Origin of the sequence: Paenibacillus sp. NRS-1781, assembly GCF_050467745.1 — a bacterium.
In the GTDB taxonomy this organism is placed as follows: Bacteria; Bacillota; Bacilli; order Paenibacillales; family Paenibacillaceae; genus Paenibacillus; species Paenibacillus terrae_A.
Genome location: NZ_JBITPI010000083.1, coordinates 1 through 18,117 on the forward strand (window position 1 = coordinate 1; position 18,117 = coordinate 18,117).

The 18,117-nt window shown below is 39.2% G+C and carries 14 protein-coding genes and 1 pseudogene; 11 read left to right on the plus strand and 4 right to left on the minus strand.

The genetic code is table 11. From position 1 onward, the window contains the following. On the plus strand, positions 1-859 hold an 859-nt coding region (locus ACIFO6_RS23535), incomplete at its 5' end, for a recombinase zinc beta ribbon domain-containing protein (RefSeq protein WP_430044416.1). A 29-nt stretch (positions 860-888) separates the two neighbouring features. Here ACIFO6_RS23535 and ACIFO6_RS23540 read toward each other — a convergent pair. From ACIFO6_RS23540 to ACIFO6_RS23550, 3 genes are all read right to left on the minus strand, one after another. Continuing rightward, positions 889-1,176, minus strand: coding sequence for a hypothetical protein (locus ACIFO6_RS23540; protein ID WP_430044418.1), 288 nt, complete (start codon positions 1,174-1,176; stop codon positions 889-891). A gap of 368 nt (positions 1,177-1,544) precedes the next feature. Next, on the minus strand, positions 1,545-2,123 hold the full coding sequence (locus tag ACIFO6_RS23545; protein ID WP_430044420.1) for a hypothetical protein: 579 nt from the start codon (positions 2,121-2,123) through the stop codon (positions 1,545-1,547). Further along, positions 2,116-5,217: a zincin-like metallopeptidase toxin domain-containing protein gene (locus ACIFO6_RS23550; protein ID WP_430044422.1), complete on the minus strand. Its 3,102-nt coding sequence runs from the start codon at positions 5,215-5,217 to the stop codon at positions 2,116-2,118. Before ACIFO6_RS23550 ends, ACIFO6_RS23545 begins: the two co-directional genes overlap by 8 nt. A gap of 920 nt (positions 5,218-6,137) precedes the next feature. On the opposite strand from ACIFO6_RS23550, the gene ACIFO6_RS23555 reads away from it, so the two are divergent. From ACIFO6_RS23555 to ACIFO6_RS23590, 8 genes and pseudogenes are all read left to right on the plus strand, one after another. Continuing rightward, positions 6,138-6,686: a restriction endonuclease subunit M gene (locus tag ACIFO6_RS23555; RefSeq protein ID WP_430044424.1), complete on the plus strand. Its 549-nt coding sequence runs from the start codon at positions 6,138-6,140 to the stop codon at positions 6,684-6,686. Beyond that, positions 6,679-9,888, plus strand: a complete 3,210-nt coding sequence (locus ACIFO6_RS23560) for a type I restriction endonuclease subunit R (protein ID WP_430044425.1) — start codon at positions 6,679-6,681, stop codon at positions 9,886-9,888. The genes ACIFO6_RS23555 and ACIFO6_RS23560 overlap by 8 nt, the downstream gene beginning before the upstream one ends. A 44-nt stretch (positions 9,889-9,932) precedes the next feature. Then, the gene (rhuM, locus tag ACIFO6_RS23565; protein WP_430044427.1) at positions 9,933-10,799 is read left to right on the plus strand and encodes a RhuM family protein; all 867 of its coding nucleotides are present in this window, start codon (positions 9,933-9,935) and stop codon (positions 10,797-10,799) included. Next, positions 10,799-11,977 carry a restriction endonuclease subunit S gene (locus tag ACIFO6_RS23570; protein WP_430044428.1) on the plus strand — a complete coding sequence of 393 codons (1,179 nt, stop codon included), beginning with the start codon at positions 10,799-10,801 and terminating at the stop codon, positions 11,975-11,977. Before rhuM ends, ACIFO6_RS23570 begins: the two co-directional genes overlap by 1 nt. 15 nt (positions 11,978-11,992) lie before the next feature. Beyond that, positions 11,993-13,591, plus strand: coding sequence for a type I restriction-modification system subunit M (locus tag ACIFO6_RS23575; RefSeq protein WP_430044430.1), 1,599 nt, complete (start codon positions 11,993-11,995; stop codon positions 13,589-13,591). Between the two features lie 207 nt (positions 13,592-13,798). Then, positions 13,799-13,936 (plus strand): annotated as a pseudogene (locus ACIFO6_RS23580) (hypothetical protein); the annotation flags it as partial. A 229-nt stretch (positions 13,937-14,165) separates the two neighbouring features. Further along, positions 14,166-14,735 carry an SF0329 family protein gene (locus ACIFO6_RS23585; RefSeq protein ID WP_430044432.1) on the plus strand — a complete coding sequence of 190 codons (570 nt, stop codon included), beginning with the start codon at positions 14,166-14,168 and terminating at the stop codon, positions 14,733-14,735. 50 nt (positions 14,736-14,785) lie between these two features. Further along, complete coding sequence (locus ACIFO6_RS23590; RefSeq protein ID WP_430044434.1) at positions 14,786-15,187, plus strand: helix-turn-helix domain-containing protein; 402 nt, start codon at positions 14,786-14,788, stop codon at positions 15,185-15,187. Positions 15,188-15,391: 204 nt separating this feature from the next. Here ACIFO6_RS23590 and ACIFO6_RS23595 read toward each other — a convergent pair whose 3' ends face one another. Continuing rightward, complete coding sequence (locus tag ACIFO6_RS23595) at positions 15,392-16,084, minus strand: hypothetical protein (RefSeq protein WP_430044436.1); 693 nt, start codon at positions 16,082-16,084, stop codon at positions 15,392-15,394. A gap of 278 nt (positions 16,085-16,362) precedes the next feature. On the opposite strand from ACIFO6_RS23595, the gene ACIFO6_RS23600 reads away from it, so the two are divergent. Both ACIFO6_RS23600 and ACIFO6_RS23605 read left to right on the plus strand, forming a co-directional pair. Next, positions 16,363-17,325 (plus strand): helix-turn-helix transcriptional regulator, encoded by a 963-nt coding sequence (locus ACIFO6_RS23600; RefSeq protein ID WP_430044437.1) that lies wholly within the window; start codon positions 16,363-16,365, stop codon positions 17,323-17,325. 113 nt (positions 17,326-17,438) lie between these two features. Beyond that, the gene (locus ACIFO6_RS23605) at positions 17,439-18,065 is read left to right on the plus strand and encodes a type 1 glutamine amidotransferase family protein (protein WP_430044439.1); all 627 of its coding nucleotides are present in this window, start codon (positions 17,439-17,441) and stop codon (positions 18,063-18,065) included. Positions 18,066-18,117 lie beyond the last annotated feature (52 nt).

Sequence of the window (18,117 nt, forward strand, 5' to 3'; positions counted from 1 at the left end):
GAAATATTACGGAGCTTTGCTACAACAAAAGACGGTAACGGTAGATTTTCTAACCCACAAACGAATAAGGAATAAAGGACAGGAGCAGCAATATTTAATTGAGGACAACCATGAACCGATTGTATCCAAGGAACTATTCGAAGCGGTACAAAAAGAGAAGGAACGCAGAGCCAAACTAAAAGGAAGTGTGATGGGGGAGAGTAAAAGATACTCCAGTAAATACGCACTGAGCAGTAAAGTATATTGTGGATGCTGTGGAGCCATTTTTAAACGCCGAACCTGGAACAGCAATAATCCATCCAAAAAAGTGGTATGGCAATGCAAAACGTATGTAAATGAAGGCAAAGCAGCGTGTGATGCCAAATCGGTTGATGAACAAGTTTTACATTCCGCGTTTGTACGATTGTTCAATCGGATGTATGAGAATAAGAAAGGATTCATTAAAACGCTGAAAGCCAATATTGAATCAGTATTTTCTAGCAAAGTAGGGCAAGAACCACTACTAGAAATTGAAGGACAGATGCAACAATTGAAATCCGACTTGAAGGAATTAGTGAATCTCAAGCTACGAAATCAGATTGACGAGATCGTATATGATGAAGAAACGGCTAGACTTTCCAGTGAGCTAAACGAGCTACGACAACAGAAGCTGACACTAGAGGAAAAGAATGAGCAGAAAGCGAAAATCAAGGAGCGAGTCGATGAAATCATCCAAGTACTAAGCACACAGCAGGATATACTGGAAAAATTTGATGATAACCTATTTAATGCGTTGGTGGAGAAGATAACCATTCTCTCACCAGCGCATTTTGTTTTTACCTTGAAAAGTGGAATGAGCATAGACGAAATACTGGACTAGAGAAACCATAGGATAACATTATCAGTAGGCTAACGAGTAAATGTGGGTTGTATGGCGGGAAGGATCAATCGAATCCCGTCTTTTACTCCTTCCATATAGATGGATTGTTTGTCCTGACTTAGTTGATAGCCTATTGCTTCTTCCCATTCCGATAGCAGACGTTGAATATCTTCAGTTTGGTTGCTTTTGAACTGCTCGATTTGAACGAGCAAACTTTCATCTTCTGGCAAACATGAAGCGTTTTGTTCACTGGCTAGTTCTAACTGATAAAACCGCTGGCGTAATGCCTCCAAAAACCAATCCGGCCAATCTGACATGGCACATTTCCCTCCCGTTGTTGAAGTGTGTGTATGTTAACTCTGATGGGAAGGGATGGCAAGTCATTGTTTTGTGTAGGAAGTAACTTGCTATGTTATTTAGTTACTAATTTTGATATGTAAAAAGCCTACTCCTACTCATTGGATCAAGTTGGAATAAGCTTTGAAAGTTTATCAAGCATGTTTGTCAAGTTGTTTTATGTTTGGTTTGTTGTTTTGTACGATCTTGCTGTCACAATGTAACTGCCGTATAGCACTACAATAGATTCCGTCCGTTTTTAAAGAAAGTTTTTAGCTATGCTATTCAACTAATAGGTTGGTAGTGACGCATTTCAAAAAAGTAACATACAAAATATTTCTTCATCTTCTTAATCATCTTCATCTTCTAAATGAGGGGTAACCGGGTACCCTGACGGATCAAACATATATTCAACGCACTCTTTTTCATCAGAAAGAACAAGACTTATCATATCACCACCACCAAACGGTGATGGTGGTACTTTTATATTAATAATCCATGAATATCCTTCAACACCTTCAAATTTTTCATAAAAAAATATTGATTCACCATGATTAGGATTGATTTCTCCTTCTAAATGATACTTGTCATTATAATTTTGAGAAATTTGGAGCAATTTGTCTACGGTTAATTGAGAATATATTTTGGATAGTTTATTTCTATCAATTCCAAATATAAAAAAAGAAATAACTTGTTCTACATCAGAAATAACCAAAAATTTTTCGAAATCCTTAAAGTCTATCTCAACAACCCAAGCACCACCAGTCAATCCAATAAAATTCTCGTAATGTTGAACAGATTTGTTTATGTCACCGTTAATTGTCCAAGGAGTGTAGTGATTATTACTTCTGTTACTTCTGTTACGTTTGTTGATGTACTCTTGTGCAATATCTAAAGCTTGCAATGCAGATAGTTTTGGTTTATTCATCTAAACACCCCTTAAATATTGGAGAATTTGGAGGTGGCCATCCAAATGGTGCCGGATCTCCATTATTCCTCAATTTATAAATATATCGTTCTGTAGCAAATAATTCAGATCTTGTAAAATTCTTTTTATTCTCCATTATTATTTTGTAGACATGTTCTTCTCTTTCTAAGGTACTTTGTTTTAAATATTTATTTTTACCCAATTCTAACCATTGCTTTGCATGTACGCTTTCATGAAAAGCCGCTATTTGAGATGGTTTCCCTCTAAAATACATGATTCCTGTTTCAGGATCAAAACCTCCAGCTTTATTTTTTGGTACCTTTTCTTTGTCAATTACAACTTTAATCCCTGATTGATCCATATCTTTTTTGAATTTTTTAAAGTCTGATGCACGTATTTTTCTATTACCATATTCGTCATTTTTAAAAACATTTCCACTTACTCTTTTTGTGTCCCATTCTGCCTGATCTAGATCAGTAGTCCGAGCCTTGATACCACCATTACCAGGCCCCTCATCAATTGGTCTGTTTAGACCTGGACCACCTTTTGGGTTGGGTTTTACAGGCGGGTTCTCTACAATAGGTGGCTCGCTTGTTCTGGAATAAAATCCGCCAGATCTACCTGTACCTGTTCTGGCTCCTAAAAATCCATAAAACGCTTCTTCGGGTAAATCTTCTAAGCCTGTTCTCTCGGCAAAATCCCCCAATTCTTGCCCAATTACCCCTTGATTATAACGTTTTATTAAGGCATTCAACTTTTCGTTGTCCAATTCTAAGACATTATCTGGGTCTACACCCATGGATCTCAAGGCGGGTTTTAACGTCTCAAGGGTTCGTATATCGAATCTTTTTGTTCGTTTGGTATTAGCAATTCGTTGTATAGCTGCTATTTTATTTGGATCTGTTAATTGTTCCAGATGAATTTTTCCTTGCATTGCTATTTCTGTTTGTAACGCTTGTTGGGCTTGCTTCATTTTAGCTTCATTCTGCCACCAGTTGCCTGCAAAATAATCATCTTGATTCCAAAATGAAGTATACTTATTAATTTGCTTTTCTCTCCATAGACGTTGTTTTTCTACATTATCTCGGAGCCATTTCTCCTGAATGTTTTTAGGAACTTGCTGATAGGCATGAGCCATAGCATTCGACTCTTTCAGCAGGTTTTGAACCAGTTCCAGTGGGCCACCGGAATCTGCCACATGACGCGCACTTGTATACACTTTCCCCAGAATCCACTTGCTATAATAGGCTTGTCTAGCTTGCTCGTGCTCGTATTGACTAATCAGCCCTTGCATCGCTAAACCAGCCAAGTGTTTCAACGGATGTAAACCCGTTTCTTTACCACTGTCTCCAATCGTAGGTGTTCCCTTACTTCGAATAGGGATGGCTCCAGTTGCTTGTAACAAAGTTGCTGCTACTTTACCTGCTGGCCCACCAACAGTATTCAACATCACATTGGCTACGTTCCCCACTGCTGGAATGGAGCCTAACAGTTTGGATATCGTCCCCATCAAAGCATTGGCCTGTTGAAGCGCTGCTGGAGTCGTAACTTTTGCTTTAGGAGTAGGGGCTTGGCTGCTTTTGGCTGCTGATTGAGCTGCTTCATATGCTTTTATACTCATCAATGGTGGCTCAGGCACAGGAGGGAGATCCATCACAAAAACGGGAGCTTTCACTGTCCCTTCCTGATAAATCACTGGAGCTTTGGTATCCGTCTCACCATCGAGCACCATGCTACTTTCTCCACCTTTGAGATACAGCGCTGTTCCAGCTTCGAGCGACAGTTCCTCACCTGCATCGAGCTTCACATGACCACCCTGAATCTGTACATCCCCCGGACTGTGGATGGTGATGCCAGTATCCTCGTGCAGTGTAATTGAAAATCCATCCGAGGTGGACAGGGTCAATTCATGCTCAGACATGTCTACGCCGCTACCTTGCACATGTTGCCATACCTTCACATTCGGCTGTCCATTTGTGTGGCGTTGTTGTCGAAGTGAATCCGTCACATAGGCATCCTGTTCGCGGTGTGTAGGCAGATACAATTCTACTTGTTCCCCAATCTCAGGCATATCGTACCAACCGCTATGTTCTTCGGCTACATATCGAGTCGCCACGGGAAACCAGCAGGCTTTGGCAGGATCTTGCTTCGGGTCGATGTCCAGTTGAAGCTGTACGAAATCCTGCTGTACCTTGAGCACCGTTCCTGTCAGCGAAATCCCGGTGGCCTGATCGTTTTCATACCGGGCATAGCGAATATTCTGTTCCGCTTGGAGATCATAACGGGTACGCAGTAAGCCATCCTCTAACCGTGTCACTGCCCGAACGACGACCAACTCTTTGCCTTGTCCGATGGGTAACGTGATGAGATCTCCTAGCGCATAGTATTGTAGACTTTCAATTGTATAGGTGACATAAGAGCCAGCACGTTGTTCTCCCGGCTTTTCCGCATCCAGCTCATGAAACGTTTTTCGTACCCGATAAAATACATCTCGTTCTACTTTGTACTGTTTGCCTTCTGGCATCCCGAAGAAAACTTTGGGCGAAGCTGCGGTTACCTCTGGCACAAGTACGGAACCAAAGCGAGAAGCAAGACGTTTTAAAAACGCCCAATCCGTCTCCTCATATTGTAAAACAAAAGTATCCAGTTTGGCATAATTAGTTACGGTATCAATGGCATCTCCATACTCATATTTACGAACCATCGAGGTGACCAGATCATCATAAGTGCGGTGAATATCTTGATAGGAACGTTTTTTCAGCTTGATATCCATTTGATAGGAATGGGAAGCAGCCTCCAATTCAAAGGTGTATACTCCACGTATACAATGTACGGACATTTGCGTAACGATCCCGTGAAACAGTCTTCTTAGCGATTGTCCCTGATCATCCAATTGACGAATCACAATCGGCTCTTGCTCCATATTTTGCCCGATACAAGCTGCTCCTTGTTCTTCTGAGAGCATACCATTGATATGTAAAAAGGTATGATCATTGATGGTACGTGTTATTTGAAGTTGATCGATGTGTTGCGGCTGAAAGGGACCATAAAAGCGTAGGCTTTCATACCCGATCCCATCTGATAATAGGCTCAAGTGAGTTCATGACTCCTTTCTAGATGTGATGATTATTTCCAAGTAAAGTATGTCATTTTTAATTCGCTTCTGATTATAGAAGACACGGATGAGTACAGCTTTGAGTCGAGATAGATATGTATTACAAGGTTTGTTTGGCATAAAAGGACGAGAGGCGATATTTAATGAACAACCCAGCATATGTATTTATCGGTCAAAAGAGAGATTTTGTTTACAGAATGACCCATTCGTTGGGGTATTTACAATGTGTATTTTTGGAAGCAGGTGATATGGGAGGGAAATGTAGAGTAGAAAAAAGCATATAATAGGTGGTAAGAGGGAGTATATCCTTTCCACCGTCTCGACACATGTGGAGTGCGTGGTAGTAATATATCGAGATAAGAAGCAGTGATGTACAGGGTATAAGAGCAATTTGATTATGTTCCTGCATTCAAAAAAATGCTTTAGGGTTGAGTTTTGGGACATATTTCATTTTCATACATAAGGCATGTGGAGTGCTGTTCACTATTGGTCAGGAAAGACTAATAGTTGAGGTGTATTGGCGTATACAGCAACGGAGCAACAATTGTCATTACAGGTAGAGACTTGTGGAGGCGGTTGTATCGCTCTCCGCAAAACACATGATACCAATAAGGTAGATATGATTGAGAATGCCTTAAAGCACTTTCAAGTAATTTAATATTGGCTACGAAAACAAAAAGTTGTTTGCTCTTCAAGAGGGTAGGCAACTTTTTCTATATAAAATTTACTATCACACTATCACTATGATTTCTACATAAAAAAACGTAATTTTTTAAAATTAATAAAGTTATCGCTTGCATTTTCAAAAACAATCTTATAAGATACAAGTATAAATAATAAAAATTAATTTTAGAAAGGCACGGATTTTAATGAGGAGATTAGAAAACGTAGTAGAGTTCGTGAGTGGTTCACCACAATTTAGGATTAAAGAAGCGCCTGATGATAAAGCGCCACTTTATACCTATTATGGACAATCAGAAATTGAAGATGATTTGGTTGGAATTGATTCTAATGGTAGTGATCGTAAGCAAGTACGAACCTTTGATAAGGTGAGTACGCTATGTCAAGGTGATGTTGCTTTTAGTTTGATTTCGGGAAAATCTACTATAGTTGGTGTGAATCATCAGGGATATCTATACACGCAAAACTACGTTAAGTTAGTACCGAATGAAAAGGTTGATTCAAATTATCTTGTTTACTTACTTAATGAAGATAAATTCATAAAAAAACAGCTTCAAACAGGATTACAGGGGTCTCAAGTTCTAAAATACACGCTGAAACAAATGAAAGAGCTTGAATTATTTAACTTGCCAAAAATAGAAATACAGCGGATTATCGGTGAACTTTATTTCAACCAATTACGGTTGGAGGCATTAAGAAAAAGAGTTTCAAATTTGGAAACGGCTATAGTATTGGAAAACTTGAGGAGGCAAGCAATACATGAATGAGAATCAATTTGAGACCGAATTAATTCAATACCTTACGAGCGGCACAATTGCACAACCTGAACATCTTGAAGGGATAAGCAATTTTGTGGTCAACGAATCCAATGTGGATTACATAGTGAAGACGAAACGGTGGAAATATGAATCGAAGATTAAAACGACCGAACAACTCTGGGATAACTTCAAGGCAATCCTGGAACAACACAATCAGAACACGCTTGACCATCCTTTAAGTGTTGTGGAATTTAATCAGGTTAAGAAAATAATATCTGACATTCAGACGCCTTATGAAGCTGGGCAGTTTTTGTATGGCTTAAACGGAGTGTCGCAAATCGAGATTGATTTAGACGATGGACGCCATGTATTCCTTACTGTTTTTGATCAAAAACAAATAGGGGCTGGGGATACCGTTTATCAAGTGGTCAATCAAATTAGAAGACCAGCAGTTATCGCAGGAAAACAAAATCGCTGTTTCGACACGACTCTATTGATTAACGGTCTGCCAATCATTCAAATTGAGGAAAAGCGTGATACCCGTGATGTCAATGAAGCACTCAATCAAATGCATCAATATGCTGATGAAAATCAATATCGTGATATTTTCTCAACTTTGCAAATTTTAGTAGCCATAACACCAAGCAATGTGAAGTATATGGCAAATACTACGCCAGATAAATTTAATAAGGATTTTGCTTTTAACTGGCAACGCAAAAGTGACAATACCATCGTGCGCAACTGGAAAGAATTCGCAGATTCCATGCTTTCTATTCCAATGGCACACCAAATGGCTACCAACTATATGATTTTGGACGGAACAAAGAACAAACAAATGTTGAAAGTGATGCGTCCGTATCAAGTGTATGCGACACAGAATGTGATTGAGGGCTTGAAACGTTCAGATTTTGAGCTTGGTACCCATAAAATCGGTTATATCTGGCATACAACCGGAGCAGGTAAAACGATCACAAGCTTCAAAACAGCATGGCTGGCAAGCCGTATGCCGAAGGTGGACAAGGTTGTCTTTGTTGTGGATCGAATCGCTTTAACCAAGCAAACCAATGAAAATTATAAAGCCTATGATCCTGACGCGACGGAAGACACATTGGGCAGCGTTCAAAATACAGACAATACGACTGATTTGAGTCGAAAGCTTAAAAGTAAAGACAATAGTATCGTTGTCACTTCTGTTCAAAAACTAGATACTTTGGTGAAACGCAAAACCTTTAAAGCTCCAGATAAGAATATTGTGTTTATAGTGGACGAAGCCCATCGTTCAACAGGCGGTGACTCATTCAGGAATATCCAAACAGCTTTTAAGAAATCCGCTTGGGTGGGCTATACGGGAACACCGATGTTTGATGAAACGACCACTGGTCTTCGAACAGAAAATATTTTTGGTCCGCTATTACATGCTTATACGATTCGTGAAGCCATTGCTGATCGTAATGTTTTAGGATTCAAAGTTGATTTTGAGACCACCATTGATGAAAAACAAATGAAAGAAAAATATCTTCCTGCGTTCTACCGTGAACGTTATCCCAAATGGAATGAAGAACGAATTCAAGAGAAAATCAACAATCTCTCCCAGGAAGATATGGATGATGCTGTTGAACCGAGTTTCTACGACGAAAATCCGGATCACGTCAAATTGGTGGTAGAAGACATTTTCAAAAACTGGCGTAATCGTTCGAATGAAGGAAAGTATAATGCTTTATTTACGACTCATGTGGGCGGCGGTAAAGCAAGTACGCCAATGGCGATGATGTATTTTAATGAGTTTCAACGTGTTAGCGAAGAAAAGAAAAAGGATGGCAGACAAACCTTAAAAGTTGCGGTGACATTTAGTCAAAATACATCGAATAACGATGGTATGCTTGCCGCCAATCAAGGTTTGTACGATGCCATTACAGCTTATAATGCTGAATTTGGCACATCTTTTGGGATGGATGATGTTTCTGGCTATACGCAAGACGTGACTTCACGTTTGAATAAATCAGCCACCGATCAAAATTTTCTTGATTTGGTTATTGTAGTTGACCAATTATTGACGGGTTTTGACGCACCTGAGCTTAACACGCTTTATGTGGATCGAACCTTAAAAGGAGCCGGATTAATTCAAGCTTATTCCAGAACAAATCGCATTTCGGATATGCAAGATAAACCGTGGGGACGTGTGGTGAATTACCGCTGGCCTGCTCAAAATGAGAAGTTGATGAATAAAGCGCTTGCTGTTTATGCCAATAAAGACTCTGCCATTTTGTCTGAAGAAGATCAACGTGAATCTAATCAGGAAGACGGAATTATTGCCAAACCCTTTGAAGATGTATTTAATGAAGTGAAAGAAGTAGTTGAGAAGTTAAGTAACTTAACGACTGATTTTCAACAGTTACCTCCATCTGAAAAGAAAAAGGAAGAGATGCTTGATTTGCTCCGCGAATATAACAGAGGAATGGCCAAATTAAAGCAGTATGATCCAGATGAAGTTGATGGTGAACAAGTCGGATTTAACTATGATGATCCAGATGAGTTAGTGGAGAAGCTGGGGATGACTTCAGAGCAAGAAGTCATGTTGACAACCGTGTTAACCAATGAACTCAAGTCGCATATTGCGAAAGAGAAGAAAATCCCTGTGTATCAAATTGAACTGCGAATGACACATGTGAAAGATGTTAAAGTGGATTATGATTATCTGACTGAACTCGTGGAAAAATTATTGAACCAAGTTCACGAAGGTAAAGATCAAGAAGCCAAAGAGACGCAAGAAAAGATCAATCAATTTGCCAATGGGTTGGATGATCGAAGCTATGCAACCAAGATTGTGAATGCGGCTACTGCAATTATTAAAGGTTACTTCCCACTTGCAGGCTCTAATTTCGAATATCCTGTGAAGCTAAGTGACAGTGAAGAGATTATCCAGCAAGCGAACAATGTTAGCCTGGATCGCATGTTTCTTGACTTCCGAGTGAAGTGGGGAATCACGGATATTATTACAAGCGCTCAAATGCGAGAATTGTTTAGTCGCCATCGCTACGGCTTACAAGACTTGGATGATACAGGTCAAATCCGTGACATTATTGCCCAAGCTAGTTCTAATTATGCGCTACTAGCTCATGATGAAACAGTACAGTCCTTATCTAAAATGAAATATCGAAATAGTTTGCGCGACGCGATTTACGAACTGGCGGATGAATTGGTCAAAAGTTAACAAGGTCGAAACCGTTCAATCAGAGGGATAGATGGGAGATCATGATGAAAGAAATACAATTCTTAATGTATGATGCGGATGAAAAAGTGGTTAGTGCAGAAATTGCACATACCACTCAACACGGTGCAATAGAAGGAAAAACACAAACGAAACCAGTAAAATATTATAATTTAGATGCAATTATATCAGTTGGCTATCGTGTCAATTCACAAAAGGCAACAAAGTTCCGTATATGGGCAACGGATGTCTTGAAAGATTACATTCTTAAAGGTTTTAAAATTGATGTTGAACGTATGAAACAAGGTGAGCATGTTTTTGGCAAGGATTACTTCCGAGAGCTGATTGAAACCGTCCGTTCCATTCGAGCAAGTGAAAGGCGGATCTGGCAGCAAATATCGGATGTATTTGCGGAAATTTCATACGACTACGACAGGAACGCAGACGTCACGAAGAAGTTTTATGCGACCGTTCAAAACAAGTTTCATTATGCGATTACAGGCAAAACGGCGGCTGAAATCGTGTATGACAGTGCCGATAAAGACAAAGAACACATGGGGCGTACTTCCTGGAAGAACTCGCCCGATGGCCGGATCTTACAATCCGACGTATCCGTGGCGAAAAATTATCTATCAGAAAAAGAAATTCGCAGTCTGGAGCGTAACGTATCAGCTTATTTTGATTATGTTGAGCGTCTGCTCGAAGATGAGGTTTTATTGGGAATGCAAGACTTTGCGAAAAGCATTGATGAATTCTTAACATTCAATCGCTATGAAATCTTGGATGGAAATGGGCGCATTTCACAAAGTGCAGCTAAGGAGAAGGCTATTGGCGAGTATAAAGAATTTAACAAGCATCAAAAAAAAGTTTCTGATTTTGATCGAGTCATTAAGACCATACAGGGAGAGCAGTAATGAGCGAACATAAAGAAAATGCACCTAAATTAAGATTTCCTGGATTCACTGATGCTTGGGAACAGCGTAGGTTGGGAGATCTCGCAGAATTTTCAAAAGGGAGCGGTTATACGAAGAATGATTTAAGCGAAACCGGTTTGCCAATCGTTTTATATGGTCGTCTTTATACTAAGTACGAAACTGTAATTAATGATGTTGATACATTTGTAGAGTTGAAAGACAAATCTGTAATAAGTGAAGGAAATGAAGTTGTTGTCCCTGCATCTGGTGAAACAGCAGAAGATATCTCAAGAGCATCGGTAATTGGAAAATCGGGGCTTATACTTGGCGGGGACTTAAATATCATAAAGCCCAACCAAGAAATTGATCCTACATTTTTAGCTTTAACAATTTCAAACAGTACACAGCAAAAAGAAATGTCAAAACGTGCTCAAGGGAAATCTGTTGTTCATTTACAGAATTCTGATTTAAAAAAAGTGAACTTACTCTACCCTAAATTAGAAGAACAAAGGAAAATTGGGGAGTTATTTCTTCAAATAGACCACCTCATCACCCTTCATCAGCGTAAGTTAAATAACGTGAAAAATTTGAAGGCTGGTTTGCTTCAAAAAATATTTCCGAAAAATGGCGAAGATTTCCCTGAAGTTCGTTTCCCCGAATTCACTGACGCTTGGGAACAGCGTAAGCTTGGGGAAGTCGTTAATGTAACAACTGGAAAGCTGGACGCAAATGCAATGGTTGAGGACGGTAAATTTGATTTTTACACATCAGGTATTAAGAAATATCGAATAGATGTTCCTGCATTTGAAGGTCCCGCAATAACAATAGCAGGTAATGGAGCGACGGCTGGATATATGCACTTAGCAGATGGAAAATTCAACGCATATCAACGAACTTACGTGTTAACGGATTTTCAAGCCAATAGAGAATTTCTGTTTTCGGAAATAGGAAAAAGACTTCCCAAAAAAATTGCAGAGGAAGCAAGAACTGGGAACATTCCATACATCGTCATGGATATGTTGACTGAATTAAGCATCAATATACCGTCAAATCTCAATGAGCAGAAGTGTATCGGACAATATTTTTCCACCCTCGACCACCTCATCACCCTTCATCAGCGTAAGCTGGAACACTTGCAAGAACAGAAGAAAGCATTACTGCAACAAATGTTTATATAGGAGGAAAATAACAATATGAGCAATAATCTACAAACGATCACAACAAAACTGTGGGCGATGGCAAATGAGCTCCGTGGAAGCATGGATGCTTCAGAATATAAGAACTACATTTTAGCTTTTATGTTTTATCGTTATCTGTCAGAACATCAAGAACAGTATTTAGTTAAAAATAATGTGATTGATGTTACCGATGGTGAATCGATCAATAATGCCTATGTAGAACAAGCGAATGGTGACGATTTGAATGATTACTTAGAAGATATTTCTGCAAGTTTAGGTTATGCCATTGCACCACTTGATACTTGGGAGTCTTTAGTTCAAAAGATTGATAATAGCATGGTGATTCCAAGTGATTATCAAACTTTTTTTGATAATTTCAATAAGAATGCTGAATTAAACAAAGAAGCTGCGAAAGATTTTCGTGGTGTATTTAACGACGTCAATCTTGGAGACTCGCGTCTAGGTTCTTCTACCAATGAACGTGCGAAATCACTTAACCGAATTGTAAAGCTTGTGAATGGCATTGATTACAAAGGTGCAGACAACAAAGATATTCTAGGCGCCATCTATGAATACCTCATCGGTCTATTTGCAGCAAGTTCAGGTAAAAAAGGTGGAGAGTTCTACACGCCTCATGAAGTTTCTAAAGTTTTGGCTAAAATCGTAACAGACGGTCTAGAAGAATCGGATAATACTTTTTCGATATATGACCCGACTTGTGGATCTGGGTCATTGCTGTTAACGGTTCAAGGTGAGTTGCCTGGTGGAGATAAACCAGGGGCGATTAAATTTTATGGTCAAGAAAAGAATACGACAACCTACAACTTGGCTCGTATGAATCTGATGATGCATGGTGTTTCATTTAACAATATGACTCTCTCTAATGCTAACACACTTGAAAGCGATTGGCCTGATGGACTAGATGCAAAAGGAACTGACCACCCACGCTCATTTGATGCCGTGGTTGCGAATCCTCCTTATTCTGCTCATTGGGACAATAGCGAAACGAAACTAAAAGATCCACGTTTTAGGGAATATGGTAAACTCGCTCCTAGAACTAAAGCAGATTATGCATTCATTTTGCACAGCTTGTATCATCTGAATGATACTGGAACAATGGGAATTGTATTACCGCATGGCGTCTTGTTCCGTGGCGCAGCAGAAGGTACAATTCGTCAAACGATCATTGAGAAAAACTATCTTGATACAGTTATAGGGTTACCTGCTAACTTGTTTTACGGTGTATCCATCCCAACTACGATTTTAGTACTTAAAAAAAATCGTAAAACAAAAGACATCTTGTTTATCGATGCAAGCAATGAATTTGAAAAAGGTAAAAATCAAAATAAACTTACTGATGAAAACATTAACAAGATTATCGAAACTTACCGAAATCGTGTGGATGTTGATAAATATGCTCGCGTGGCATCACTTGAAGAAATCAAAGCAAACGAGTTTAACTTAAATATTCCTCGCTACGTGGATACGTTTGAAGAAGAGCAGGTCATTGACCTTGCCGAAGTGAATAAGCTATTAGAGCAAGACAAACAAGAAATCGCTGATCTTGAAGCTAAAATCAATGAACAGTTGAAAATTTTGGGTATTAATGTGTAGAAATTGACGAAAGGGTCAAGGATATTATTTCTCGACTCTTTTTTAGGCTTTCGCTTGGGAACAGCGTGAGGCTAAAGATATATTGAATCTGATAGTTGAGAAAGAACATGAGAAATTCCCTTTTTTGTCTGTGACTCAAGAGTCAGGTGTAGTTTACAGAGCAGAAGTTGGAATTGATATTGCTAGTCCTATCGAAAGGGCTATGTATGCGGCAACTACTATAAGCATGGTAAGCACGTTTGTAGTCAGCATAGCGTCAAGGAAAAAGAACTCAAAAGCGTAATCTTGGATGATATTCGTAACATGGCTGAATCCCTCAGTGAGAAGGAAGTCATGGGCGGGTAGAGTCCAATGCGGCGCAAGCAATAAAGCAGTCAGAGAAGCACTTCCAGTCTTTACAGGCAAGTGGTAGTACAGTGGAGAGTATTGTCCGATTGAAAAAGGAACTCAAGCAGTTTAAGAAGTTAATGAATGTAAGATACAGAGTGATTCAAATAAACTGCCTCATCTTTTAAAAAAGAAAGCCTGACAGTTGCAAATACTGGTAGTAGGCTTTGAGAACATAGGAGGATACATGTCCTGGAGCAAATTGAAGCAACATCTGGAGAGTTTCCTCTGTCCTGCGTTATATGGAAGGGTAGAATACCGGGCAACCAGTTACCGTTATTTACCTGATAAATCTGGAATTTGTTATATTGCCGTAGATAAAAAGAACGTACTCAATATGAGTGATATAACTAGCTCAATCAGATGGTATCAGTCGGAGCAGGAAATTAAGAATGATCCAAATATCCAAGTTCCTATCAACAATGAAGAAATTGAAGCGGTCAAAAAAGATACCAAGGGAATCGTTCCAGAGGATCGTCTAAAAGTAATTGCAAGAAGTAGAAAAACATCAGAATATGCAAAGGATCTTTTGTCAGCACAGGCCTCATTAAGTAAATCAAATTTTATCGCTGTTGCTAATAAGTTTTTATCTATTTCTATAGAGGAAAGCTTAGAGAGTAATGACATCTTATTGAATATTCTAGCTTTAGTGGACAGACGAGTTGGAAAAAAGCGAATATTAAACATGACAGAGAAGATGAAGTTAAAGCATCCAATTGTACAGTATTTTTATGAACTACGGCGTAATACGTTATGAAAATAAATAACTTTCATTGAAGAGCATCTTTTCAAGAGATCGAAACTGCGATGAAGCAAGAGAAAAAACGTCGGATGTACGAACGGTACCAGACGCTGTATTTATATCTTCAAGGAACAGAAATCGAAAAAATTGCCCATACGATCAATCGGAGTCCAAAAACCGTAAAAGGTTACATTCAAGCGTATCAAATAGGTGGGCTTTCCGGTCTTCAAATGAATCATTCGCCAGGTGCGCCTGTTCGATTAACCTCGGAACAACAAGAAAAGCTGAAACAGACGATCGTGAATTCGGTTCCGCATGATGTAGGCTTTACGGCGCGGGACCATTGGACACTGGAGATTATTGCTGCCTTGATTAAGCGGGAGTTTGGCGTAATGCTTCCTGAAACCATTCTGGCCAATTTGACATTGTGTGCTTTCCCTCCCGTGGTTGAAGTGTGTGTATGTTAACTCTGATGGGGAGGGATGGCAAGTCATTGTTTTGAATAGAAGATAGATGTGTTTCATATTTCTTACACAGATTATACGACATGAACTTAAAAGTTAAAGATGATACAAACATTTGAGGGAGGCTATTTTCTCTATTTACCTACATAAAACTAAGTTCGATACAAAACAAAACAACTCCCGTAGCGACTTCTTGGCGTTAATTTTTTATTTTGGTAAAGTGTAAATAACATCAAATGGATTTTTATCTTCAAAAAACTCGGTGTAAAGCTTTGCAGTTTCGTTTGAATTCAAGTTCGTATTATATCGTAATAAGCCTCCTAATTTCACTAATACGTCAGCTTCCCTAGAAGTTACTATTTTCTTTTGTACTATATTTTCTGTGTTTTTTGGAGTTACCCACGCCCAATCATTCACAGCCGCTTCAGTAAATGGATACCCAAAAGATAAAGAACTAATATGAGCATATTCTGAACATAAAGGATGAATAATTAATAAAAAGGCTGCAATTATTCCTGAACGGTATCTTATTCTTTGTGCTATTTGAACCTCTTGAGCAAAAGATTCTAGATAATGAGGAATTTCTCCCCAATTAGAACGTCCCATTGAAACTAGTATTTCAACGGCAAATTTAGTATTTAATTTATTGGCCAATTGTAAAAATATCTGATTGTTTGTAGAGCCGGAGGCGATAAACGCACCTAGACATCTTGCTGCTTCCTGAACGTTAGTGGCACCTTCTGATATAAGCTTCACATATTCATCCAATATCGTATCGTTGCTAACGAATTCTGGAGCCTCCACAATTGTTTCGATTAAAAGCGCTTTTGTACTCTGTTCTTTAACCAGAGGTATGGGAATAGAGAAAGCTGACAGTAATTTTGAGCAAGTGCTTTTCAAAAGTCAGGAAGGGGTCTGGGTCTGATTTAATCGTGATCATGGATTCGGGTAAATTAAATACAGGCTCATATGGAATTAGTAGGATCGACAGAAGTGAAGGGAGAACAGGCATCGTCTGGAAAAAGGGGTGTTGTGGGAAGGAATAGCTTTTGATAGTATAGGCAATATATATAATAAAAAGGAATACATCCGTTCCATCGTCTCGACACATGTGGAGAGCATTGCGAGGATTGAAAGGCTGAAAAATTGTTGGAAAATAAAAGATGAGGGTTCATGTTATGCCAAAAAACGATAATATGCTGGCCATTCTATGGATGCTGAATTCAGGCGTGAAGATGACTGCAAAACAAATATCCGAAAAGTTAGAAATAAATATAAGGACAGTCTATCGGTATATTGAAGCACTATGTGCCAGTGGAGTGCCTATAATATCCGACACAGGTCATAATGGCGGGTATAGCTTGCTGAATAATTTTATCAGAGCACCTCTGCTATTTGATATTGAGGAAAAAAAGGCACTCCTTCATGCTGCTGTTTTTGCAAAAGAAGCCGGATACCCTTTGAGTGAGGCATTAGACAATGCGACAGCAAAATTGAAAATGTATTCGAATCAGGAGCAGGAAAGTATGCTTAGTCGTCACTTAGCCGGACTTGAAGTTATAAACCGTGTGGGAGACCCTTCTGTTCAGCCGGTATTGGCGGAATTGGAGCAGGCTGTAGCAAACGAATTCTCTATAGAAATAGATTATCGCACAAGCCATGAAGAACAACCCAAGAATAGGGTGATAGACCCCTATGGAATGGTTTACTGGAACCATAAATGGTATACCGTTGCATTTTGCCACCTAAGGAATGAGACCCGCAGCTTTCGGGCAGATCGGATTCTACAAATCAAGCGGACTCCAATCATATTTAAGCGTCCCGAAGCTTTTTCGGCCCGTGAATTTTTTATGCAAAATCTGTTACCTGATTTAGTGGGCAAGGACGGGTTAATTTCTTTAATGATCGGAGGAAGGTCAGAGGCATTGGATGACTTATGCCTGCATTGGTTTTTGGGGCATCATCTGAAAGAACGGACAGCAAATCAAGCAATCTTTTTGCTTGAGGAAAAATCAATTCATATATATGTCCCTTATTTTCTCCTATCCTACGGAAAATCCATTCAAGTAATCGAACCACAGAGCTTGAAGGAAAAACTTGTTGCTGTTGCGTCGGAGCTAATGGAATATTATCAACTTTAATAGCTTCACTGACAGCAGATGTCAGTGAAGCTATTTTATAATGATGATAATCATTGATTACCGATGGATGGTTGGTATCACGTGATGAATTGTAAAATAAGGAGAACGTGCACATGAATAATACAGTATACCTTTATGTATTTGACACAATGTCAGATTGGGAAATAGGCTACTTAACTGCCGAACTGAACTCAGGAAGATATTATAAAAAGGGGCTGGCCACATCCAAAATAGTTACCGTGGGAATTGAAAAGACTCCTGTAACTACAATGGGCGGATTAAAAATACTGCCTGACATCAAACTGGATGAGTGCAGCATTGAAAGCACAGATACATTGATTTTACCCGGTGGAGATACATGGACAGAAACCATTCACCAACCTATCTTAGAAATCGTTGAGAGGTGTTTAAAGGAGGGGATATGGGTTGCAGCGATTTGTGGTGCTACCATGGGACTTGCCCAGACAGGATTGCTGAATTCACGCCCGCATACAAGCAATGATCTGGAATACCTTAAAATGATCTGTCCCACTTACACGGGTGAAAAGTATTACAAAATGGAGTCTGCTGTAACGGATGGAAAACTGATCACTGCCTCTGGAATAGCTCCTTTGGAATTTTCTGTACACGTTTTGAAGGCTCTGGGAGTGTTTTCTTCAGAAACATTAGCTGCCTGGTATAGTCTGAATAAGACTCAGGAATCCAAATATTTCTATGAGTTGATGAATTCAATCCAATGAAGGAATAAGCATAAAATTGATATTTGATCATTTAAGGAGCCATTCCTGTAAT